Origin of the sequence: Streptomyces sp. NBC_00989, assembly GCF_045162655.1 — a bacterium.
In the GTDB taxonomy this organism is placed as follows: domain Bacteria; phylum Actinomycetota; class Actinomycetes; order Streptomycetales; family Streptomycetaceae; genus Streptomyces.
In genome coordinates this window covers 5,276,121-5,297,952 of sequence record NZ_CP108728.1, presented here as the reverse complement: position 1 = coordinate 5,297,952, position 21,832 = coordinate 5,276,121, and the positions used below count along the sequence as shown (strand labels likewise).

At 69.6% G+C, this 21,832-nt stretch carries 20 protein-coding genes; 16 read left to right on the top strand and 4 right to left on the bottom strand.

What is annotated here, in order from left to right:
* Positions 1–120 precede the first annotated feature (120 nt).
* From OG714_RS23125 to OG714_RS23080, 10 genes are all read left to right on the top strand, one after another.
* Positions 121–1,041 carry a DUF2520 domain-containing protein gene (locus OG714_RS23125; protein WP_328680489.1) on the top strand — a complete coding sequence of 307 codons (921 nt, stop codon included), beginning with the start codon at positions 121–123 and terminating at the stop codon, positions 1,039–1,041.
* Complete coding sequence (gene panC / locus OG714_RS23120) at positions 1,038–2,045, top strand: pantoate--beta-alanine ligase (RefSeq protein WP_406123679.1); 1,008 nt, start codon at positions 1,038–1,040, stop codon at positions 2,043–2,045. The genes OG714_RS23125 and panC overlap by 4 nt, the downstream gene beginning before the upstream one ends.
* Positions 2,042–3,760 carry an L-aspartate oxidase gene (locus OG714_RS23115; protein WP_406123677.1) on the top strand — a complete coding sequence of 573 codons (1,719 nt, stop codon included), beginning with the start codon at positions 2,042–2,044 and terminating at the stop codon, positions 3,758–3,760. Before panC ends, OG714_RS23115 begins: the two co-directional genes overlap by 4 nt.
* A 5-nt stretch (positions 3,761–3,765) precedes the next feature.
* Complete coding sequence (gene nadC / locus OG714_RS23110; protein ID WP_406123674.1) at positions 3,766–4,743, top strand: carboxylating nicotinate-nucleotide diphosphorylase; 978 nt, start codon at positions 3,766–3,768, stop codon at positions 4,741–4,743.
* A gap of 2 nt (positions 4,744–4,745) precedes the next feature.
* On the top strand, positions 4,746–5,543 hold the full coding sequence (locus OG714_RS23105; RefSeq protein WP_200680630.1) for a type III pantothenate kinase: 798 nt from the start codon (positions 4,746–4,748) through the stop codon (positions 5,541–5,543).
* Positions 5,544–6,047: 504 nt separating this feature from the next.
* A complete protein-coding gene (locus tag OG714_RS23100) occupies positions 6,048–6,707 on the top strand; it encodes a hypothetical protein (RefSeq protein ID WP_406131914.1) in 660 nt (219 codons plus the stop codon).
* A gap of 48 nt (positions 6,708–6,755) precedes the next feature.
* Entirely contained in the window at positions 6,756–6,935 is a 180-nt protein-coding gene (locus OG714_RS23095) for a hypothetical protein (protein WP_406131913.1), read from the top strand.
* Between the two features lie 133 nt (positions 6,936–7,068).
* Positions 7,069–7,482, top strand: a complete 414-nt coding sequence (locus tag OG714_RS23090) for a BlaI/MecI/CopY family transcriptional regulator (RefSeq protein ID WP_078623229.1) — start codon at positions 7,069–7,071, stop codon at positions 7,480–7,482.
* Positions 7,483–7,491: 9 nt separating this feature from the next.
* On the top strand, positions 7,492–8,025 hold the full coding sequence (locus OG714_RS23085; protein ID WP_019064250.1) for an amino-acid N-acetyltransferase: 534 nt from the start codon (positions 7,492–7,494) through the stop codon (positions 8,023–8,025).
* Positions 8,026–8,249: 224 nt separating this feature from the next.
* Positions 8,250–8,588, top strand: a complete 339-nt coding sequence (locus OG714_RS23080; RefSeq protein WP_406123672.1) for an Lsr2 family protein — start codon at positions 8,250–8,252, stop codon at positions 8,586–8,588.
* Here the strand turns inward: OG714_RS23080 and OG714_RS23075 are convergent.
* Complete coding sequence (locus OG714_RS23075) at positions 8,567–9,214, bottom strand: SCO3374 family protein (RefSeq protein ID WP_406123670.1); 648 nt, start codon at positions 9,212–9,214, stop codon at positions 8,567–8,569. The two genes, OG714_RS23080 and OG714_RS23075, sit on opposite strands and share 22 nt — an antisense overlap.
* 442 nt (positions 9,215–9,656) lie before the next feature.
* On the opposite strand from OG714_RS23075, the gene OG714_RS23070 reads away from it, so the two are divergent.
* Positions 9,657–12,185 carry an ATP-dependent Clp protease ATP-binding subunit gene (locus tag OG714_RS23070; protein WP_019064247.1) on the top strand — a complete coding sequence of 843 codons (2,529 nt, stop codon included), beginning with the start codon at positions 9,657–9,659 and terminating at the stop codon, positions 12,183–12,185.
* Between the two features lie 113 nt (positions 12,186–12,298).
* On the opposite strand, the gene OG714_RS23065 is transcribed toward OG714_RS23070, so the two are convergent.
* On the bottom strand, positions 12,299–15,349 hold the full coding sequence (locus tag OG714_RS23065) for an NACHT domain-containing protein (RefSeq protein WP_406123667.1): 3,051 nt from the start codon (positions 15,347–15,349) through the stop codon (positions 12,299–12,301).
* A gap of 47 nt (positions 15,350–15,396) precedes the next feature.
* A complete protein-coding gene (locus OG714_RS23060; protein ID WP_406123665.1) occupies positions 15,397–16,002 on the bottom strand; it encodes an HAD family acid phosphatase in 606 nt (201 codons plus the stop codon).
* A 458-nt stretch (positions 16,003–16,460) separates the two neighbouring features.
* Between OG714_RS23060 and OG714_RS23055 the strand changes: the two genes are divergently transcribed.
* The gene (locus OG714_RS23055; protein WP_406123663.1) at positions 16,461–17,042 is read left to right on the top strand and encodes a M23 family metallopeptidase; all 582 of its coding nucleotides are present in this window, start codon (positions 16,461–16,463) and stop codon (positions 17,040–17,042) included.
* 47 nt (positions 17,043–17,089) lie between these two features.
* Here the strand turns inward: OG714_RS23055 and OG714_RS23050 are convergent, their stop codons facing one another.
* Positions 17,090–17,686 carry a TetR/AcrR family transcriptional regulator gene (locus OG714_RS23050; protein ID WP_406123661.1) on the bottom strand — a complete coding sequence of 199 codons (597 nt, stop codon included), beginning with the start codon at positions 17,684–17,686 and terminating at the stop codon, positions 17,090–17,092.
* 128 nt (positions 17,687–17,814) lie between these two features.
* Here OG714_RS23050 and OG714_RS23045 point away from each other — a divergent pair, with 128 nt between their 5' ends.
* The 4 genes from OG714_RS23045 to OG714_RS23030 all read left to right on the top strand — a co-directional run bounded on the left by OG714_RS23045 (position 17,815) and on the right by OG714_RS23030 (position 21,540).
* The gene (locus OG714_RS23045) at positions 17,815–19,422 is read left to right on the top strand and encodes an MDR family MFS transporter (protein WP_406123659.1); all 1,608 of its coding nucleotides are present in this window, start codon (positions 17,815–17,817) and stop codon (positions 19,420–19,422) included.
* Between the two features lie 350 nt (positions 19,423–19,772).
* Positions 19,773–20,252, top strand: coding sequence for a helix-turn-helix transcriptional regulator (locus OG714_RS23040; RefSeq protein WP_406131912.1), 480 nt, complete (start codon positions 19,773–19,775; stop codon positions 20,250–20,252).
* Positions 20,249–20,683: a VOC family protein gene (locus OG714_RS23035; protein WP_406123657.1), complete on the top strand. Its 435-nt coding sequence runs from the start codon at positions 20,249–20,251 to the stop codon at positions 20,681–20,683. The genes OG714_RS23040 and OG714_RS23035 overlap by 4 nt, the downstream gene beginning before the upstream one ends.
* On the top strand, positions 20,680–21,540 hold the full coding sequence (locus OG714_RS23030) for a class I SAM-dependent methyltransferase (protein WP_406123655.1): 861 nt from the start codon (positions 20,680–20,682) through the stop codon (positions 21,538–21,540). The genes OG714_RS23035 and OG714_RS23030 overlap by 4 nt, the downstream gene beginning before the upstream one ends.
* Positions 21,541–21,832 lie beyond the last annotated feature (292 nt).

Here is a 21,832-nt window from a genome sequence, read left to right as displayed (position 1 = left end):
CGGTGCTGTGCGACAACCCACAGCCTGTGGGCAACCGGACGCCCCTCGAACCGATCGCGTTAACATGACGAGAAATCGTCCGGTACCCGGAGCGGACTGGAACGGGAAGGCCGCCGTCGCGTGAGTACATTCCAACAGCCAGAGCCCAAGGACCGCCCCGCGCGGCTCGCCGTCGGTGTCGTCGGCGCCGGCCGGGTGGGCCCCGCGCTGGCCGCCTCGCTCCAACTGGCCGGGCACCGCCCGGTGGCCGTCTCCGGAGTGTCCGACGCGTCCAGGCGACGGGCCGCGCTGATGCTCCCCGACGTCCCGGTCGTCACGCCCGCGCAGGTCCTGGAGCGCTCCGACCTGGTGCTGCTGACCGTCCCGGACGACGCCCTGCCCGGGCTCGTGGAGGGCCTCGCCGACACCGGGGCCGTGCGCCCCGGGCAGCTCCTGGTGCACACCTCCGGGCGGTACGGCGCGAAGGTCCTGGACCCCGCGCTGCGGGTCGGCGCGCTGCCGCTGGCCCTGCACCCCGCGATGACGTTCACGGGCACTCCGGTGGACGTTCAGCGGCTCGCCGGATGCTCCTTCGGGGTCACCGCGCCCGAGGAGCTGCGGCTGGCCGCCGAGGCCCTGGTGATCGAGATGGGCGGCGAGCCCGAGTGGATCGCCGAGGAGAGCCGCCCGCTCTACCACGCGGCCCTCGCGCTGGGCGCCAACCACCTGGTGACCCTGGTCGCCGAGTCCATGGAGCTGCTGCGCACGGCCGGCGTCGAGGCCCCCGACCGGATGCTCGGCCCGCTGCTGGGCGCCGCCCTGGACAACGCCCTGCGCTCCGGCGACGCCGCGCTCACCGGCCCCGTCGCGCGCGGGGACGCGGGCACCGTCGCCGCGCACGTCACCGAGTTGCGCAAGCACGCCCCCCAGACCGTCGCCGGCTATCTGGCGATGGCCCGCGCGACCGCCGACCGGGCCCTGGCCCACGGGCTGCTCAAGCCGGAACTCGCCGAGGACCTCCTCGGAGTGCTCGCCAACGGCACCGAGGGAGATGCCGGATGACCACCATCCTGCTGCGCACCGCCGACGAACTGCACGCACGCACGCGTGCGGGCCGTCGCGCCGTCGTGATGACGATGGGCGCCCTGCACGAGGGCCACGCCACGCTGGTCCGCACGGCCCGCGAGGTCGCCGGACCGGACGGCGAGGTCGTGGTCACCGTCTTCGTGAACCCGCTGCAGTTCGGCAAGGGCGAGGACCTCGACCGCTATCCGCGCACCCTGGACGCCGACCTCAAGATCGCCGAACAGGCGGGCGCGGACGTCGTGTTCGCGCCCTCCGTGGACGAGGTCTACCCGGGCGGCGAACCCCAGGTGCGCATCTCGGCGGGCCCCATGGGCGAACGACTGGAGGGCGCGGTCCGCCCCGGTCACTTCGACGGCATGCTCACCGTCGTCGCCAAACTGCTGCACCTCACGCGCCCCGACGTCGCCCTGTTCGGCCAGAAGGACGCCCAGCAGCTCGCCCTGATCCGCCGCATGGTGCGCGACCTGAACTTCGGCATGGAGATCGTCGGCGTGCCCACCGTGCGCGAGGCCGACGGCCTGGCCCTGTCCAGCCGCAACCGCTATCTGTCCCCCCGGGAGCGGCGCACCGCGCTCGCCCTCTCCCAGGCCCTGTTCGCGGGCCGCGACCGGCACGCCGCCCAGGAGGCGCTGCGCGCGCGGGCCCGCGAAGTCCCCGCCACGCACGCGCGTGCCGAGGCACTCAGCGCCATAGGGGAGTCCCGCGCGGCGGCCGACGCGCACGCCGTCGCCAAGGCCGCCCCCGGCCCCGGCAACCCGGCGTCCGTCCGCGCGGCCGCCCGCCTGGTCCTCGACGACGCCGCCCGCCTGGACCCGCCGCTCGCCCTGGACTACCTCGCCCTGGTCGACCCGTCCGACTTCACGGACGTCGACGAGGACTTCACCGGGGAGGCCGTCCTCGCCGTCGCCGCCCGGGTCGGGACGACCCGGCTGATCGACAACATCCCACTCGCTTTCGGAACCTTCGGAGCCGCCTCGTGACCAGCACAGGCATACGTCTGCACGCGCCCGCCCCCGGGTGGTCCATCGCCGCCGACGTGGTGGTCGTCGGCTCCGGAGTGGCCGGCCTGACCGCGGCCCTGCGCTGCGAGGCGGCCGGGCTGCGGACGGTCGTCGTCACCAAGGCCCGCCTCGACGACGGCTCCACCCGCTGGGCCCAGGGCGGCATCGCCGCGGCCCTCGGGGAGGGCGACACCCCCGAACAGCACCTGGACGACACCCTGGTGGCCGGCGCGGGCCTGTGCGACGAGGAGGCCGTACGGATCCTCGTCACCGAGGGCCCCGACGCCGTACGGCGGCTCATCGAGACCGGCGCCCACTTCGACGAGTCCTCCGAAGGAGGACTGGAGCTGGCCCGCGAGGGCGGCCACCACCGGCGCCGCATCGCGCACGCGGGCGGCGACGCGACCGGCGCCGAGGTCTCCCGGGCGCTCGTCGAGGCCGTACACGCGCGTGGCCTGCGCACCATCGAGAACGCGCTCGTGCTGGACCTCCTGACGGACGCCGAGGGCCGTACGGCGGGCGTGAGCCTGCACGTCATGGGCGAGGGCCAGCACGACGGTGTGGGCGCCGTGCACGCGCCCGCCGTGGTCCTCGCGACCGGCGGCATGGGGCAGGTCTTCTCGGCCACCACCAACCCGTCCGTGTCGACCGGCGACGGGGTCGCACTCGCCCTCCGCGCGGGCGCCGAGGTCTCCGACCTGGAGTTCGTGCAGTTCCACCCCACCGTGCTCTTCCTCGGCGCCGACGCGGAGGGCCAGCAGCCTCTCGTCTCCGAGGCGGTGCGCGGCGAGGGCGCCCACCTGGTCGACGCCCACGGCGTGCGCTTCATGGTGGGCCAGCACGAACTCGCCGAACTCGCGCCCCGGGACATCGTCGCCAAGGGCATCACGCGGCGCATGCTGGAGCAGGACGCCGAGCACATGTTCCTGGACGCCCGGCACTTCGGCGCCGACATGTGGGAGCACCGCTTCCCGACGATCCTCGCCGCCTGCCGCAGCCACGGCATCGACCCGGTCACCGAGCCCGTCCCGGTCGCCCCGGCCGCCCACTACGCCTCCGGGGGCGTGCGCACCGACTCCCGGGGCCGTACGACCGTCCCCGGCCTGTACGCGTGCGGAGAGGTCGCCTGCACCGGCGTGCACGGCGCGAACCGGCTCGCCTCCAACTCCCTCCTCGAAGGCCTGGTCTACGCCGAGCGCATCGTCGCCGACATCACCGGCAACCAGGCGGAGAACGCCCTCCACGCGCGCGTGCCCGAGCCGGTCCCGCACCCCCAGAAGCCCGCGCACCCGCTGCTCGCCCCCGAAGCACGCTTCGCGATCCAGCGGATCATGACCGAGGGCGCGGGCGTCCTGCGCTCCGCCGACTCCCTCGCCAAGGCCGCAGGACAGCTCCAGCAACTGCACACCGACGCCCGCGACGCCCTCGACGAGAACGGCAAGACGGCCGAGCCCGGCGTCGACACCTGGGAGGCCACCAACCTCCTGTGCGTGGCCCGCGTCCTGGTCACCGCCGCCGCGCAGCGCGAGGAGACCCGGGGCTGCCACTGGCGCGAGGACCACGCCGACCGCGACGACACCGCCTGGCGCCGCCACATCGTCGTACGGCTGAATCCGGACCGCACGCTGGCCGTACACACCACGGACACCGCAGACTTCCCCCCGACCCGGCAGCACCGTCCCCAGGAGCAGTGACAGAAGTGAGCACCCACGACCTTCCCCTCGCCGACAGCGGTGGCTGCGGTGACGGCTGTGCCTGTGGCGAGGGCGCCGACGCCGAGTACATGCAGTGCGGCCTCGACCCCGCGCTCGCCGAGCTCCTGGCCGACGCCGGACTCGACCCCCTGGAGGTCGAGGACATCGCCAACGTCGCCCTCCAGGAGGACCTGGCCGGCGGCGTCGACGTGACGACCGTCGCGACCATCCCCGAAGAGGCCGTCGCCACCGCCGACTTCACCGCGCGCGAGGCCGGTGTCGTGGCGGGCCTGAGGGTCGCCGAAGCGGTGGTCTCCGTGGTCTGCACCGACGAGTTCGAGGTCGAGCGGCACGTGGAGGACGGCGACCGCGTGGAGGCCGGACAGAAGCTCCTGTCGGTCACCACGCGCACGCGTGACCTGCTGACCGCCGAGCGCAGCGCGCTCAACATCCTGTGCCGCCTCTCCGGCATCGCGACCGCCACGCGCGCGTGGGCCGACGCGCTGGAGGGCACGAAGGCGAAGGTCCGCGACACCCGCAAGACGACGCCCGGACTGCGCTCCCTGGAGAAGTACGCGGTCCGCTGCGGCGGTGGGGTCAACCACCGCATGTCGCTCTCGGACGCGGCCCTCGTCAAGGACAACCACGTGGTCGCCGCGGGCGGCGTCGCGCAGGCCTTCAAGGCCGTACGGGAGGCCTTCCCGGACGTGGCGATCGAGGTCGAGGTCGACACCCTGCACCAGCTCCGCGACGTCCTGGACGCCGGCGCCGACCTGATCCTGCTGGACAACTTCACGCCCGGAGAGTGCGCGGAGGCCGTCGGCATCGTCCACGGCCGCGCCGCCCTGGAGGCCTCGGGCCGGCTCACCCTGGAGAACGCCAAGGCGTACGCCGACACCGGGGTGGACTACCTCGCCGTAGGAGCCCTGACCCACTCCGCGCCGATCCTGGACATCGGCCTCGACCTCCGTGAGGCGCAGTAGTCATGCTCCTCACGATCGACGTGGGCAACACGCACACCGTCCTCGGCCTGTTCGACGGCGAGGAGATCATCGAGCACTGGCGCATCTCCACGGACGCGCGCCGCACCGCCGACGAACTCGCCGTACTCCTGCAGGGCCTGATGGGCATGCACCCGCTCCTCGGAGAGGAGCTGGGCGACGGCATCGACGGCATCGCGATCTGCGCCACCGTCCCGTCCGTCCTGCACGAACTGCGCGAGGTGACCCGCCGCTACTACGGCGACGTGCCCGCCGTCCTCGTCGAACCGGGCGTCAAGACGGGCGTCCCGATCCTCACCGACAACCCCAAGGAGGTCGGCGCGGACCGCATCATCAACGCGGTCGCCGCGGTCGAGCTCTACGGCGGTCCGGCGATCGTCGTCGACTTCGGTACGGCGACCACGTTCGACGCGGTCTCCGCGCGCGGGGAGTACATCGGCGGTGTCATCGCCCCCGGTATCGAGATCTCGGTCGAGGCCCTCGGTGTGAAGGGCGCCCAGCTGCGCAAGATCGAGGTGGCCCGGCCGCGGAGCGTGATCGGCAAGAACACCGTCGAGGCGATGCAGTCGGGCATCGTCTACGGGTTCGCCGGCCAGGTCGACGGGGTCGTCACCCGGATGGCCAAGGAGCTGGCGGACGACCCGGAGGACGTGACGGTGATCGCGACCGGCGGCCTGGCCCCGATGGTCCTGGGCGAGGCCTCGGTGATCGACGAGCACGAGCCCTGGCTGACGCTGATCGGCCTGCGGCTGGTCTACGAGCGGAACGTCTCGCGGATGTGACCCGGCGCCGGGGTGCGGGACGAGGCCGCCTGCTGCCGGGCGGCGCCCCGCCGGTGTCGGTCACGGGTGCCCCCACGAGGTGCCGACGCCACTCGGGCCCACCGGGTGCCGTCGCGCCTGACGACGGCTGCCGAGTGCGGCGGAGCAGTAGTACTGGCGGGTGGCGCTCTGTCGGCGTCGTTCAGGCCCGCGCCTACGAGGTGCGGGTCTACTCGCGGCCCAGGCGGGCGACACCCCTTCCGCCGACCTCGCTCACGCCGGTGTCGCTCAGCACGGCGAACACGACAACAACCCGCGCCATTCGCTCGCGCCCGCCCGCCGGTGTCGCCGCCGCTCCCGCCCGCACAGGGTGCCGCCGCGCCCGACGATGGTTCCGCGCGCGGCGGAGCGGGCGACGACCGTCCCTGGGCGAAAACCACGCGCCACACCCGCCCCCTATGTCGAATTTGTCTGATTAGCGCGTACCGTCGCCGCATGCCCACGCCATACGGATCCCGCGGCGGCATGGCGTTCGGTGCGGAGGAGCTGCGTGTGCTCCGTCGCGCTCTCGCCCTCGCCCTCCAGCCCCGAACCGCCTCGGCCGAGGACGTCCAGGACTGCCTCCGGCTCGCCGAATCCCTCGACGAGGCGGTACACGAGGGAGTCCGGCTGCGCGCCTTCCTGGTCGCCGACCTCTCCCGGTACCGCGCCGCCCTGCCCGGCACCACCGCCGGTTACCTCACCCTCCTGGAGGAGGCGCTCGGCGCCGGGTACCGCCCGGACGTCGACGACCTCTCCGCGCTGCGGGCGCTGCGCGGGAACCCCTCCGCCGCCGCCCTTCTGGACCGCTGTCTCGCCCTCGCCGAACAGGACGTACGCGCGCGCCTCGCCCGCCGTACGACCGTCCGGCCCGCCCCGACCGTCCCCGCCTCACGCACCCGCCTCCTGGCGCTCCCTGGAGGCCTCTCCGGCGGCCTTTCCGTGACGGCCGGGGAATTGGTCGGGGAGGACGCCAAAGAGCCCGTACGCAAGCCCTTGGAGCGGCCCGGCGAGCGGCCCTCGCCGACGCCGGCGCCCGCGGGCCCGAAGCCGTCCCGGCCCGTCCCCACCCCGGGCGAGGTCTTCCCCCGGCGCAAACCGGCACCGCCCCCCACGAATCCGTCGCAGCAACTCGCCGCAGGCTGAACCGACCCCGCCCCGTCCTCCGTGGAGCCCGTGGCTACTCTGGAGGACATGGACTATGTCTCCGCGCTCGTGCCCCCGGTCGTCATGGCCGTGTTCTTCATCGGACTGATCCGGGTCATCGTGAAGACCCAGGGCGGGGCCATGAAGGCCAAAGAGGACGCGGCCGTCGACGCCGCCATCGCGCGCGCGGAGAGTGCCCGCCAGGCCTCATCGACCACCGAAGTCTGAACCTCCGCCTTTCTGCGGCGTCTTCAGGCAGCGCCTTCAAGGGCGTACGACTCCCGCACGCGCACGCGTGCTTTCCGAGTCGTACGCCCTTTTTGTTCCTTTTCCACTATGGTTCTGAGCTGTGCCTCGCCCATTGGGAGAACTCGAAGACTCGGTCATGACGCGGGTGTGGAAGTGGAACCGCCCGGTGACCGTTCGAGAAGTCCTGGAAGACCTTCAGCAGGAACGGTCCATCGCGTACACCACGGTGATGACCGTTTTGGACAATCTCCATCAGAAGGGCTGGGTGCGCCGTGAGGCGGAAGGCCGGGCCTATCGATATGAGGCGGTCTCCACACGGGCCGCCTACTCCGCCGCCCTGATGAACGACGCCTGGTCCCAGAGCGACAACCCCGCGGCCGCTCTCGTCGCCTTCTTCGGGATGATGAGCGACGAACAGCGTGAGGCCCTCCGCAGCGCCGTACGCATCGTCCAGGGACCGGAAACACCCGAACCCGCGGATGGCGTCCAGAACCCCGGCTCCGCGCCCTCGGGCGGCGGGCGATAGCGTCCGCTCATGTCAGCAGAGCACCCCGAAGTCACCGCGAAAGCCATCACCGTCCGGCGGGCCCGGACCGGCGATGTCGAGGCGGTGCGCCGACTCCTTGACGCCTACGTCCGCGGTCGCATCCTGCTCGACAAAGCGACGGTGACTCTTTACGAGGACATCCAGGAGTTCTGGGTCGCCGAACGGGACGACAACGCCGAGGTCGTCGGCTGCGGGGCACTGCATGTCATGTGGGAAGACCTCGCGGAAGTCCGCACTCTCGCGGTGAAGCCCGGCTTGAAGGGCGCCGGTGTGGGTCATCAGTTGCTGGAGAAGTTGCTGCACACGGCTCGTTGGCTAGGCGTTCGTCGCGTTTTCTGTCTCACCTTCGAAGTGGACTTCTTCTCGAAGCACGGCTTCGTGGAGATCGGTGAGACACCCGTCGACACCGATGTCTACGCGGAGCTGTTGCGTTCCTATGACGAGGGCGTGGCGGAGTTCCTCGGTCTCGAACGAGTGAAACCGAACACCTTGGGCAACAGCCGGATGCTTCTGCATCTGTGATCGCGGCGCTCAATTCGGCCGGGTCGCCCTGCCCAGGTTCCCTATGTCCGAAACGCACATCTTTCTGGAGGAGGGAGCTCACTCCGTCTCTCCCAGGGGTTTGTGTTTTTCCAGCAAAAGCGGTTTGCTTTCCGACGTACTGCAGTACTGCATATAACAGGGGACGGCGAAACGGCGGACGCCGCAGACCCCAGGCCCGCAAGTAATCGATGAAAGGAAATCCGGTGGCACAGAAGGTTCAGGTCCTTCTTGTCGATGACCTCGACGGCGGCGAGGCGGACGAGACGGTGACGTTCGCGCTGGACGGCAAGACGTACGAGATCGATCTCACCACCGCGAATGCGGACAAGCTCCGGGGACTTCTCGAGGCTTACGTGAAGGGTGGGCGCCGTACCGGTGGCCGCGCTTCGGGCGGCCGCGGAAAGGCCCGCGTCGCTACCGGTGGTGGCAGCCAGGACACCGCGCAGATCCGCGCGTGGGCCAAGGAGAACGGCTACGAGGTCAACGACCGCGGCCGTGTTCCCGCGACCATTCGCGAGGCCTACGAGAAGGCCAACGGCTGAGCGCACGAGCGCCGCAGCCGTACCCGGTGGCACTGAGTGGCCACCGTGTCCACAAGTCGTACGAGATCAGGGGCGTCCCCCACGCCCCCCACGGCCGGCATTGTCGGCAGCGAGGCCTCGACCTCGCACCCCGGCTCGGGGGGTCGCAGCCATACGGCGGCCCCCTGCAAGGGACCCGAGCGGCCCGCGGGAAGCGGCCGCCCCTTCGTGGACCCCGCGCCGGGCAGCGGCGCCTCCGCGGGCCTCGCCCCGGGGAACGACGGTGCCTCCATGTGCCCGTCCGCGCCGAGCGCCACCAGATCCAGCGTCGGCGCCAGAGCGCCCCACTCCAGCCAGTCCAGCAGCCCCGGGAGTTCCTCCGCGCTGCCCGCGGCCACCAGGAGCCGCATCCGGTCGCCCTGTACGGCCACCGGAGAGTCCGGGCCCAGCCGCCACAGCGCCGCGATCCCGGCCTCGACCGGCACGTCCAGGACGTCGAATCGCAGGCCCGTGACGAGCCGTAGCGGCTCTCCGGGCACCGTGCGCCACCCCAGTTCGTTCTCGTACCGGTGCCGCTGCCGGTCGTCCGGATCGAGCGGGCGGCGGGGGAGCGGGACCGTGGTGAGAGGGGGGACTGTGCCAACCATGCCAAGAGCAACCGTCGAAGCGGGCCGAGAGTTACGCTGGGTGGTCCAACGAATGCGCTGGGTACGGGAAAAGGGGGCGTTCGGGGGTGCGGAGCGGCGCAAGGTTGTTCGCCCGTAGCGGAGGGAACCGGTGCGAACGGCATGGAGTGTCAGTCCGTGCGGGTAAGACAATCCCTAGTGGGAGGGGGCGACACGCAGAAAAGGGCGTCTCACGTTCGCCATCGGCGTACTCATGGTGAGGGTAACTGCCTGGCCTGCGGGAACATCGTCTCGCACCATCAGGTTGGAGCAGATGTCGGCGTTACGGTTCAGGAGGCAGTGTTGGTTCTCGGTCCGGTGTCGGCAGTTGGAATGAGCGGTCCCCGCTTGCGGGACTAAGCTGCGGAAGGACAGGGAGGGGAGCGTCCCCTTACTGCCTGACCGCTCTGAGGAGCGATTAACGATGTTCGAGAGGTTCACCGACCGCGCGCGGCGGGTTGTCGTCCTGGCTCAGGAAGAAGCCCGGATGCTCAACCACAACTACATCGGCACCGAGCACATCCTCCTGGGCCTGATCCACGAGGGTGAGGGTGTCGCCGCAAAGGCCCTGGAGAGCCTCGGCATTTCGCTTGAGGCGGTCCGCCAGCAGGTGGAGGAGATCATCGGACAGGGCCAGCAGGCGCCGTCCGGTCACATCCCCTTCACTCCCCGAGCCAAGAAGGTCCTGGAGCTCTCGCTCCGCGAGGCCCTTCAGCTGGGCCACAACTACATCGGCACGGAGCACATCCTGCTCGGCCTGATCCGTGAGGGCGAGGGCGTCGCCGCCCAGGTCCTGGTCAAGCTGGGCGCTGATCTCAACCGTGTGCGGCAGCAGGTGATCCAGCTGCTCTCCGGTTACCAGGGCAAGGAGACCGCCACCGCCGGCGGCCCTGCGGAGGGCACCCCCTCGACGTCCCTGGTCCTCGACCAGTTCGGCCGGAACCTCACCCAGGCCGCTCGTGAGTCCAAGCTCGACCCGGTCATCGGGCGCGAGAAGGAGATCGAGCGGGTCATGCAGGTGCTGTCCCGCCGTACGAAGAACAACCCGGTCCTGATCGGTGAGCCCGGCGTCGGCAAGACCGCCGTCGTCGAGGGCCTCGCCCAGGCCATCGTCAAGGGCGAGGTGCCCGAGACCCTCAAGGACAAGCACCTCTACACCCTGGACCTCGGCGCGCTGGTCGCCGGCTCCCGCTACCGCGGTGACTTCGAGGAGCGCCTGAAGAAGGTCCTCAAGGAGATCCGCACCCGCGGCGACATCATCCTGTTCATCGACGAGCTGCACACGCTGGTCGGTGCGGGTGCCGCCGAGGGCGCCATCGACGCCGCTTCGATCCTGAAGCCGATGCTGGCCCGCGGTGAGCTGCAGACCATCGGTGCGACGACGCTGGACGAGTACCGCAAGCACCTGGAGAAGGACGCCGCTCTCGAGCGCCGCTTCCAGCCCATCCAGGTCGCGGAGCCGTCCCTGCCGCACACCATCGAGATCCTCAAGGGTCTGCGCGACCGCTACGAGGCGCACCACCGTGTCTCCATCACGGACGAGGCCCTCGTGCAGGCCGCCACGCTGGCCGACCGGTACATCTCGGACCGCTTCCTGCCGGACAAGGCGATCGACCTGATCGACGAGGCCGGATCCAGGATGCGCATCCGCCGGATGACCGCGCCGCCGGACCTGCGCGAGTTCGACGAGAAGATCGCCGGCGTCCGCCGCGACAAGGAGTCCGCGATCGACTCGCAGGACTTCGAGAAGGCCGCCTCCCTCCGCGACAAGGAGAAGCAGCTCCTGGCCGCCAAGGCCAAGCGGGAGAAGGAGTGGAAGGCCGGCGACATGGACGTCGTCGCCGAGGTCGACGGCGAGCTGATCGCCGAGGTCCTCGCGACCGCCACCGGCATCCCGGTCTTCAAGCTGACCGAGGAGGAGTCCTCCCGGCTCCTCCGCATGGAGGACGAGCTCCACAAGCGGGTCATCGGCCAGAAGGACGCCGTCAAGGCGCTCTCGAAGGCGATCCGTCGTACGCGTGCGGGCCTCAAGGACCCGAAGCGTCCCGGTGGTTCGTTCATCTTCGCCGGCCCGTCCGGTGTCGGTAAGACCGAGCTGTCCAAGGCCCTCGCCGAGTTCCTCTTCGGTGACGAGGACGCGCTGATCTCCCTCGACATGTCGGAGTTCAGCGAGAAGCACACGGTGTCGCGGCTCTTCGGTTCGCCCCCCGGATACGTGGGCTACGAAGAGGGCGGCCAGCTCACGGAGAAGGTCCGTCGCAAGCCGTTCTCGGTCGTCCTCTTCGACGAGGTCGAGAAGGCGCACCCGGACATCTTCAACAGCCTTCTCCAGATCCTGGAGGACGGTCGCCTGACCGACTCCCAGGGCCGGGTCGTGGACTTCAAGAACACGGTCATCATCATGACGACCAACCTCGGCACGCGGGACATCTCCAAGGGCTTCAACCTTGGCTTCGCGGCCACGGGTGACACGAAGTCCAACTACGAGCGCATGAAGAACAAGGTCTCGGACGAGCTCAAGCAGCACTTCCGCCCCGAGTTCCTCAACCGTGTCGACGACGTCGTCGTCTTCCCGCAGCTCACGCAGGAGGACATCCTCAAGATCGTCGACCTGATGGTCGGCAAGGTCGACGAGCGCCTCAAGGACCGGGACATGGGCATCGAGCTCTCCTCGGCCGCGAAGGAGCTCCTCTCCAAGAAGGGTTACGACCCGGTGCTGGGCGCGCGTCCGCTGCGGCGCACGATCCAGCGCGAGATCGAGGACACGCTCTCGGAGAAGATCCTCTTCGGCGAGCTGCGTCCCGGTCACATCGTGGTCGTGGACGTGGAGGGCGAGGGCGACGCGAAGACCTTCACCTTCCGGGGCGAGGAGAAGTCGGCGCTTCCGGATGTTCCGCCGATCGAGGATGCCGCTGCCGGTGGCGCGGGTCCGAATTTGAGCAAGGAGGCGTAAGGCTCAGCGGTTTGGGTTTTACGGCTGGGAAAGGGGCCGGTGCTTTTGGCACCGGCCCCTTTGCCGTTCTCGGGATTGACACAGCGCAGGCTCAGGATCGACTACGGGCTGACTCATACCTGGTTCACGTTGATCACGACGCCGGGGAAGAGGCCGGCATAACGAGCGGCGGAAATCTCGTCGCCGATGTCGTCCACAAGGTTCAGCGAACGCAGCCCGGGCAGCCGTGGCACCAGAGCCGAAAGGTCCTCGGCGGTGCGCATCGAGGTCACCTGCAACGTTTCGATGCCGGGCAGTTCCGGCATCGCGTGGATGGAGTGGGGGAAGTCCCGGATGAGCGCCGCGTTCAGGCGGAGGTGGGCCAGTTCCGGCAGTGCGGCGACCTCCTGCCAGTCGGCGACCGTCAGCTCGGCGGTCAGGGCACCGAGGCTGAGCGAGCGCAGCCCGGCCCAGTGGCGCAGCCCGCGCAGGCCTGTGTGGTCGGTGCTGTGCTTGCCTAGGAAGAGGGTTTCCAGCGGTGAGAGGACCGGCAGCACGTCGGTGAGTGCGGCGCCGGGTAACTCCTGGCTGAGCGTGAGACGGCGGATCGACGGAAGGACGCGTAGCCCGGTCACGTCGGCGAGGAGGTTGAAGCTGAGGCCGGTGAGTGGCAGCGCCGAGAGCCGGTCCAGCCCCTCGGTCGGGCAGTACGACAGCCACAGCTCACGGAGCGATTCGAACCCCAGCAGGGCGCCCGCGTCGGTGAGGAGCGGGTTGTCCCGGAGCTCCAGCCTCGTCACGGTCCCCGGTGCCGGTACCACGGCCAGGATTTCCTCGGCCGGGTGCGGGCCGAGGAAGGACAGACAGTGCCAAGGCCGCATCCGGGCGACGGCCGAGCGCTGCTCGGCCGACTTGCAGGTGAGGAACAGCCCTGCCCGCTCCAGGTGGTCCAGGACCTCGGTGGCGTACTCCGCGGTGTCGAACCGGTCCCAGGTGCCTGCCAGTTGACGTCGTACGTCGATCTGCGGGTGTTCCCGGAAGCGCCGCAGCACCGCGAGTGCCCCCTCGGGTTCCTCCCCGCCGAGGCGCGAGGCGGTGACCGCGACGTTCTTGGCCTCCTCGTCCGTGAGTCCCTCCGGACCGGGCAACAGCTCCAGTACCAGTGGTCCCGCCTCCGCCAGGGTCTTCGCCTCCTCCGCCGTACGGGGCGGGATCAACGCGGCGGCCTGTGACTCGACCTGCGCCCGTGTTCCCGGGTCCAGGGCCGTGGTGTGTTCCAGGCAGGCGAGCGCCAACAGGGTCAGCCTGGGGATGTTCCGGGACAGCAACTCCTTCAGCAGACGGGCTCGTTCCCGCGGCCGGGCATGCGCCACGGCCAACCGGATCACGTCCTCCCACTGCGTGTCGTCCGCACGGCTGGCGAGAACGTCGAGATGTCCCTCCGCCACCGCGTACCGCGCCCCCAGGTAGTCCTGAAAAGTCCGGTGTACGAAGTCCAGGGCGCCCTCGGCGGGTTGGCGCAGCAGGCCGCTCCGCAGCACCAGGCTTCGTAGCACGGTCCCCGCATCGCCCTGCCCAGTGGCCGAGGCCAGCGTCGGCAGGAACCGTTCCACGATGCCCTCCGCCGCGCCGAGGTCCATCTCCGTGCGGCCGCTCAACACCAGGGGGTAGGCGAGGCGTTGGAGGAGTTCGAGTTGGGCTTCCTCGCCCAGTTCCGGGCCGTCCAGTGCGGGCATGCCCCGCTCCCGGTCCCGCCGTGCCAGCAGCATCGTCAGAGCCGCGTCGTACAACTCCTTGCGGCCCGTGGGGAGATAGCCCCTCCGCTCTCTGTGCAGGGCACAAATCAGGCCGCACATCAGGGGGTTCGTGGCGAGCCGTGCCAAGTCACGTTTCGTGCGGAGGGAGTCCAGGAGTGGGCCCTCGTACTCCGGGGCCTGGGCCGCCGTGTGCCAGCGCTCGACGAAGGTCCTCACCTCGGGGCGGCGCATCGGGGCCAGGGTCAGTTCGCGGAAGCCTTCGGAGGCGAGCCAGTCGGGGCGGACCGCCGTGGGGCGGGAGGTCAGGAGCCAGCGGTTGCCCGGGAAGGCTCGGATCAGGGACAGGAGCCAGTCCCGGGTGCGGTGGCGGTCGGCCGACGGGATCTCGTCCAGGCCGTCCACCAGGACCAGGGCGCGGCCGGCGGTCAGGACGCGTTCCGTCCAGCCCTCGGGTGGGGTGTGGGGGCAGCCGGTGGAGGACAGGAAGGCTGCGGGGGACGGGAGTTCGCCGGCTCGGATCAGGGTGCGGAGGGGGAGGACGTACGGGATGCGGTCGCCGTCCCTTGCCGCCGTCACCGCCAGCCACTGCACCAGCGTCGTCTTGCCGGAACCCGCGTCGCCGCGCAGCAGTACGCGGTCGTGGGTCGACAGGGCTTCCTCGGCGGGGAGTTGGACGGTGAAGGCGGCGCCGGGGTGTTCGTCGGGGAGATGGCGTTCCTCTGTCGCCGTCGCCTCCAGGCTCAGGTACGCCACTTCGAGGGGCCAGCGGTCCGGGGAGTCGCGGAGGTCGATGCCGTAGATGGTGATGTGGTTGTGGCGTTCGGCGACGTACGGGAGGTAGCGGCGTTCGAAGGTGCGGTCCTGGGTGCCGGGGCGTGGGGTGCGGGCGATCAACTCGTCGACGCGGGCGATCAGTTCGGCTTGCGTGCGGGTCTGTTCCACCAGGGTGCGGGCTACGAACGTGGAGCGGCGGGTGAAGAACTCCAGGATCTGGAGGCAGGCCCACTCGGTGGCGTTGCCGAGGAAGTAGCGGGCGTCGGTGGAGAGTCCGGCGGGGGCCGGGGCGCCGTACTCCAACTGCCGTGCCAGTTCCCGGTGTCCGAGCCGGACGGCCTGGACGTCGTCCATGTCCAGGTCGCCGAGGGCCAGCAACCTGCGGGCCAACGCGTCGGCCACGGAGGGCTGTTCGTCGGGTGGGAAGGGTGCCTCGCCGGGGGAGTCCACCGCCCGCGCGACCAGGTGGTCGGCGAGCCTGTGGACGTCCTGTTCCGTGAGTGTGCGTTTCTCGCCCTTGAAGGAGACGAGGGAGGAGAGGCGGATCGGTCTGTCGACCAGGCCCGCGCCGGGGGCCTCGGGCACGAACAGCTTCTTCAGGAGCGGTGTGATCAGGCCTGACGCCAATTTGCCACCGAGTACCGCGGGCTCCATCCGCCGCTCCACCCCCGTCGTCGCGCGAACGGACGGAGCCTAACGGGTTACGACAACTGGCCGTCGTAGTCCGGGAGTTTGAACGTCTTCTCGGCGTGGCCGCCCGACAGGTCGGTGGCGCTGTTGCCGATGTTCGCGATGATCGTGTAGCCCTTGTTCTCGATCGCGGTGCGCTGGGCCGTCTTGTAGTCGGCGACGTCCTTGAAGAGGTCGAAGAGGCCGCGTACGTAGAGGCCGTCGACGTCGTAGCCGTCGTGTTCGAGGTTGTACTCGGTCGGCAGGTAGATGATGCCGGGGCGGGCCGTGACGAAGAACAGTGAAACGCCGTGCTCCTGGGCGTACTTGGCGACCGCGAGGACCGGCTTGTTGGCCGGCTGCGGCCAGCTGAAGCCGAAGTCGGTCTCCAGGGTGGTGTTGTCGATGTCGAAGACGATCGCCTGCTTCTCGCCGGGCTCGGTGGCCGCGATGCGCTGCTTCAGGTAGGGCAGGGCCTGGTTCATGACCGTCTGGCAGTCGGTCTGCCAGGTGGTGTAGTCGACGGTCGTGGCGGTGGTGCTCGTCGCGGCCTCCGCGGGGACGGTCAGCGTCGCGAGTGCGGCCGCGGTCACGGCGACTATGGCGGTACGGCGGGCCCAGGGGCGTCGTCTCGTCATGGGGGTGGGGGTTCCTCTCACGTCTGTGCGCTGCCGGTCGGTGCAGAAGGCATGGTCGCGGGCGAGGGTGGCGTGAGGGGAACCGTAAGGTTACTGAACGGTAGGTGTATAGAGGTCTGCGCCACATTTCGGTGCCCGGCGATCACCCCGGCCGGTGACAAGCCGCACAGGCGATTCGGTCCCTACTAGGGGAGGTAGTCGTCCGCCCCGATCTGGGCAAAAGGGACTTTCTTCTCGGGATTCGTGGAACCGAATGACCGATTTCGCCGTCCGGGGGACGGAATCAGGATGCTTGGGTGGTCTGTCAAGAAGGTGGAAGTTTTATGGTGAAGTACTAGGTTCCGTCGTAGAAGAGGGGTTTGGGCGTCCGCGGGGTCCGGGGTTACCAATGAACGTGCCATCCGGCGGCCGTATGCGTGCCGGGTGGCTTTTCTGTCCCCGTCCCCCGTGAGGTTTCGATGTTCCAGCGCGCCACGTCCCGCTCTTCCCGTACGTCTCCGCTCCGCACCCGTGTGGCCGTCCTGGCCGTCGGACTGGGGGCCGCCGCCGTGCTGGGCACCGGGGTCGCGAGCGCCGCCACCGCGAGCGTCGCGCCGAAGACGGTCAGTGCGAAGACCGCCGCCTCCTGGGTCGACCCGGTGAAGAAGTACACGCTGTCCGCGAGCTTCGCCCAGGCCGGCAGCATGTGGCAGTCCACCCACAGCGGGCAGGACTTCGCCGTGGCCAGCGGTACCAACGTCGTCGCCGCGCACGGCGGGACCGTCGTCAAGGCCGGCGGCAACGGCGCGGGCGACGGTGCCGCGTACGGCAACGCCATCGTCATCAAGCACGGCAACGGCACGTACTCCCAGTACGCCCACCTCTCGCGCATCGACGTGAAGGTCGGCCAGGTCGTCAGCACCGGTCAGCACATCGCGCTGTCCGGCAGCACCGGCAACTCCAGCGGTCCCCACCTGCACTTCGAGATCCGCACGACCGCCAACTACGGCTCGGCGATAGACCCGGTCGCGTTCCTGCGCGGCAAGGGTGTGTCTGTCTAGGGACACCTTGGGCCCCTGTGGCCCGTGCGGCCTCTGCGGGCCGGCCCTTACGGCTCCTTCGAGCCCGCGTGGGCCTGCGTGATCATGTCGGTGGCGACCTCCAGGACGGCCTTGCGCTTGTCCTCGGGGTCGCCTTCGAGGTCCTGCACGGCGAACATGCCGGCGTGCAGCGTGAAGATCGCGCTCAGGGAACGGACCTGGTCGACCAGGCTCGCCCCGGGGTCGATCATGATCTCCCGCAGACCGCGCATGCGCTCCTTGAAGCGTTCGCCGATGCGCAGGTCCCGTACCGTCGCCTGGTTCTCCTGCATGAAGCGGAACAGCGGGGTCGCGCCGTCGAGCGCGACGGCGTAGCGCCGTACGATCTCCTGCTTGGTCTCCAGGGTGTGCGGCTGGTCGCGGCCCCACTCGATCAGGTCTTCGATCGGCCGGGTCAGGTCTTCGAAGATGCTGACGAGGATCTCTTCCTTGGTCTTGAAGTGGTAGTAGAGCGCCGCCTTCGTGACGTCCAGGTGCTCGGCGATCTCGCGCAGCGAGGTCTTCTCGTAGCCCTGCTCGGCGAAGAGCTCGAGGGCCACGTCCTGGATGCGCTGGCGGGTGTCTCCGCGACGCTGCCGCTTGGTGCCGTCCATGGTGCCGCCCATTCGTCTCATGCTCCAGCAAACTTACTTGACGCCCGGCTAGTTACGGGTCTACTTTCCCTGAGTGTAGTCAACTAGCCGGGCGGCAAGTAAGTGGCCGGACGGTAGCGGTATCAAGGGGAGTGGGAAAGATGGCGGACACACAGAGGGTCGAGGCCGGGCCAGAGGCGCCCGGGCCAGAGGTGGACGGCAAACAGCCGAAGAGCGTGCGGGTCGTCCTGCTCGCGCTGATGATCACGATGATGCTCGCGATGCTCGACAACATGATCGTGGGTACGGCGATGCCGACGATCGTCGGTGAGCTGGGCGGGCTGGAGCACCTGTCGTGGGTCGTGACCGCGTACACGCTCGCCACGGCCAGCTCCACGCCTCTGTGGGGCAAGCTCGGTGACATGTACGGGCGCAAGGGCGCCTTCATGACCTCGATCGTGATCTTCCTGGCCGGTTCCGCACTGAGCGGAATGGCGCAGGACATGGGGCAGTTGATCGGTTTCCGGGCCATCCAGGGTCTCGGTGCCGGTGGTCTGATGGTCGGCGTCATGGCGATCATCGGCGACCTCATCCCGCCGCGTGAGCGGGGCAAGTACCAGGGCATGATGGCCGGCGTCATGGCGCTCGCGATGATCGGCGGACCGCTGGTCGGCGGCACCATCACCGACAACTGGGGCTGGCGCTGGTCCTTCTACATCAACCTGCCGCTCGGTGTCGTCGCGCTCGCCGCGATCAGCGCGGTGCTGCACCTGCCGAAGAAGCGGTCGCAGGCGCGGATCGACTACCTGGGCGCCGGGCTGCTGACCGTCGGCATCACCTCGATCGTGCTCGTCACCACGTGGGGCGGTTCGCAGTACGACTGGACGTCCGCGCGGATCATGGAACTGATCGGGCTCGGTGTGGCCGCGCTCGTCGGGTTCGTGTTCTGGCAGACCAAGGCCGCCGAGCCGGTCGTACCGCTGCACATCTTCCGCAGCCGGAACTTCACGCTGATGGCGATCATCGGGTTCATCACCGGGTTCGTGATGTTCGGTGCGACGCTCTTCCTGCCGCTGTACCAGCAGTCCGTGCAGGGCGCGTCCGCTACGAACTCCGGGCTGCTGCTTCTGCCGATGCTCGGCGCGATGCTCGTGACCTCGATGGTCGCGGGGCGGGTGACCACCAACACCGGTAAGTACAAGGTGTTCCCGGTCGTCGGCAGTGCGCTGATGATGGTCGGGCTGTATCTGCTGTCGACCATGGACACCGATACGACTCGCTTCATGTCCGGTGTGTTCATGGCCGTCGTCGGTCTCGGCATGGGCTGCCTGATGCAGATCACCATGCTGGTCGCGCAGAACAGCGTGCAGATGAAGGACATGGGTGTCGCGTCCTCTACCAGCACCCTGTCCCGGACGCTTGGGTCGTCGTTCGGTGTCGCCATCATGGGGGCGCTGTTCAACAACCGGGTCCAGGACGTCATGACCGAGCGGGCGGGTGCGCTGGGGTCCAAGGTGACCGAGCAGTCCGCGACGCTCAACGCGGCGAGTCTGGCGAAGCTGCCGGCGGTGGCGCGGGAGGCGTATCAGCACGCGGTGTCTGCGGGTGTCCACTCCGCGTTCCTGCTGGGGGCGGTGGTGGCTGTGGTCGCGCTGGTGGCCGCGGTGTTCGTGAAGGAGGTTCCGCTGAAGGGGGCGGGGCCGGCTGCGCCTAAGCCTGGCGAGGATGCGGGATCGGTGGCGCCGGCGTCGATCGTCGAGGCCGTCTGATCTGCCGACAGTGAGCTGAAGGTCCCCCGGTTGGTGTCCGCCCCGGGGGGCCTTCTTTTGTGTGGGCGGCTGCGGCTGCGGCTGCGGCTGCGGGTCCGTTGCCGGGGGCTCCGCCCCCGGACCCCCGATCGGCCTGAACGGCCTCGTCCTCAAACGCCGGACGGGCTGAATGGGTGGGCCTGTGTTGGGAAGTGCGGGACGGGCTGGATTTGTGGGGCCTGTGTCGGGAAGCGGCGGAGCGGCCGGATTGGTCGGACTGGCTGCCCGGTATTGGGAAGCCCCGGAGCCGTCGGATTCATCGGGCCGGCGGTGATGTCAGTGGGGCGTGCCACCATCGGCGTATGGACAAAATGCGGCAGTTGCGTCTTGCCAAGGACGCCATGGATCGGGACTGGGCCGAGCCGGAGCTCGACCTGGGAGCGGTGGCTGCGCATGCCGGATATTCGCGGTACCACTTCCTGCGGGCCTTCAAGGAGGCGTACGGCGAGACGCCCGGCCAGTATCTGACGCACCGGCGTATCGAGCGGGCCGAGGAGATGCTCCGTAGCGCCGATCTCTCGGTGACGGAGATCTGTCATCTGGTCGGCTTCAGCAGCCTGGGTACGTTCTCGGCGCGGTTCAAGGCGCGGACCGGGCTGACGCCGAGCGAGTACCGGGTCAAGCATGTGGGGCGTGGGGCCGCGCTGATTCCCGGGTGCTACGCGATGCTCTGGGCCGGCGGTTTCCCCACCGCAACTTTGAAGAAGCGTCGCGCTGCCCGCCCTGCCTACGGTGATGAGCGGGAAGCCACCTCGGCATCAACCTCGTCCGACAGGAGTGCGGAGTCATGATCCAAGGCTTGGGTATCGCCACCGTATGGACCTTCGACCAGCAGCGCACCAAGGCCTTCTTCACCGAGAAGCTCGACCTGGAGATCCGCGACGAGATCTCGATGGGCGACATGCAGTGGGTCACCGTGGGCGCCAAGAACCAGCCCGGCCTCGCGCTCACGCTGATGAGCCTGGACGGGCCGGGCCTCGACCCCGAGTCCGCCGAGGCGCTGAAGAAGCTGGTCAGCAAAGGGGTGTTGGGTGCGGGGGCGTTCACTACCGATGATTGCCGTGGTGACCACGCCACCTTCAAGGCACGCGGCGTCGAGTTCCTCCAGGAGCCGACCGAGCGGCCGTACGGCATCGAGGCGATCTTCCGCGACGACAGCGGCAACTGGTACTCGCTGACCGAGCGCAGCGCGGAACTGGACTTCTCGAAGGACTTCGGATGACCCGGGAGCAGCCGGTGGCGGAGGTCGAGCCGGATCACACGGCCGTGCGGGTCGCCCTGTGGCGGGCCCTGCACGTCCAGGCCGATCCGCCGCCGCACGTGATCGAGGACGAGGTCGGGCTGCGGCTCGCGGACCCCGGGGACGACTGGCGGGAGCGTCCCGACATGGACGTCGACGCCACGCGCCGTATCCGCGCGTCGATCGTGGCGCGGGCCCGTTTCGTCGAGGACGTGGTGGAGGAGCAGGCCGGGCGGGGTGTGGAGCAGTACGTCATCCTCGGCGCCGGTCTCGACACCTTCGCCCAGCGGCGGCCCGAACTGGGCGCGAAACTCCGGGTGTTCGAGGTCGACCAGCCCGGCACGCAGGCCTGGAAGCGGCGGCGGCTCAAGGAGCTCGGGTACGACGTCCCGGACTGGCTGCGGTTCGTGCCGGTCGACTTCGAGGGCGACTGGTGGGGGCAGCTGGCCGCCGCCGGGCTCGACACCGGGCGCCCCGCCGTGGTGGCCGCGACCGGCGTGACCATGTACCTCACCCTGGACGCGATCACCACCATGTTCCGCCGGGTCGCCGGTCTTGCCCCGGGCTCCACCCTGGTGACGACGTTCCTGCGGCCGGTCGACGACGTGGAGCCGGAGCAGCGCGCGCAGTTGGAGGTCGCGGTGCGAGGGGCTCGTGCCGCGGGCACACCGTTCCTGAGCTTCTTCACGCCGGAGCAGGTGCTGGCGGTGGGGCGTGAGTGCGGGTTCCGGGAGGTGCGACATGTTCCGGCCGCCGAGCTCGCGGAGCGGTATTTCGGGGGCAGGGTGGAGGGGGCTGCGCCGTCTCGGGGGGAGGAGGTGATGGTGGGGAGTACGTGAGACACGTGAGACACGTGAGGGGTTTGCTGGTGGGGAGTGGGGGATGGGCTTGCCGGTCGGGGATTGTGTGAGGGCGCCGCTTGGCCGCGGGCTGGTGTGAGAGTCCCGCCAGTGGGGGAAGGTGCGGGGTCCCGCCGCCGGCGGAGCGCGTGAGTTGCCCTGATCCGCTCCCGCCCTGGCGGCCTCACGGTCGTGCCGGACAGCTGCTGGAGACTCACGGTCGTATCGGACAGCCGCCGAAAACTTACGGCCGTACTGGACAGCCGCTGAAGATTCACGGCGGTACCGGATA

Coding starts and splice junctions, on each gene's coding strand:
- panC (WP_406123679.1), top strand. CDS start 1,038: ATGACCACCATCCTGCTGCGCACCGCCGACGAACTGCACGCACGCACG.
- OG714_RS23105 (WP_200680630.1), top strand. CDS start 4,746: ATGCTCCTCACGATCGACGTGGGCAACACGCACACCGTCCTCGGCCTG.
- OG714_RS23100 (WP_406131914.1), top strand. CDS start 6,048: ATGGCGTTCGGTGCGGAGGAGCTGCGTGTGCTCCGTCGCGCTCTCGCC.
- OG714_RS23095 (WP_406131913.1), top strand. CDS start 6,756: ATGGACTATGTCTCCGCGCTCGTGCCCCCGGTCGTCATGGCCGTGTTC.
- OG714_RS23085 (WP_019064250.1), top strand. CDS start 7,492: ATGTCAGCAGAGCACCCCGAAGTCACCGCGAAAGCCATCACCGTCCGG.
- OG714_RS23075 (WP_406123670.1), bottom strand. CDS start 9,214: ATGGTTGGCACAGTCCCCCCTCTCACCACGGTCCCGCTCCCCCGCCGC.
- OG714_RS23070 (WP_019064247.1), top strand. CDS start 9,657: ATGTTCGAGAGGTTCACCGACCGCGCGCGGCGGGTTGTCGTCCTGGCT.
- OG714_RS23065 (WP_406123667.1), bottom strand. CDS start 15,349: ATGGAGCCCGCGGTACTCGGTGGCAAATTGGCGTCAGGCCTGATCACA.
- OG714_RS23060 (WP_406123665.1), bottom strand. CDS start 16,002: ATGACGAGACGACGCCCCTGGGCCCGCCGTACCGCCATAGTCGCCGTG.
- OG714_RS23055 (WP_406123663.1), top strand. CDS start 16,461: ATGTTCCAGCGCGCCACGTCCCGCTCTTCCCGTACGTCTCCGCTCCGC.
- OG714_RS23050 (WP_406123661.1), bottom strand. CDS start 17,686: ATGGGCGGCACCATGGACGGCACCAAGCGGCAGCGTCGCGGAGACACC.
- OG714_RS23045 (WP_406123659.1), top strand. CDS start 17,815: ATGGCGGACACACAGAGGGTCGAGGCCGGGCCAGAGGCGCCCGGGCCA.
- OG714_RS23040 (WP_406131912.1), top strand. CDS start 19,773: ATGCGGCAGTTGCGTCTTGCCAAGGACGCCATGGATCGGGACTGGGCC.
- OG714_RS23035 (WP_406123657.1), top strand. CDS start 20,249: ATGATCCAAGGCTTGGGTATCGCCACCGTATGGACCTTCGACCAGCAG.
- OG714_RS23030 (WP_406123655.1), top strand. CDS start 20,680: ATGACCCGGGAGCAGCCGGTGGCGGAGGTCGAGCCGGATCACACGGCC.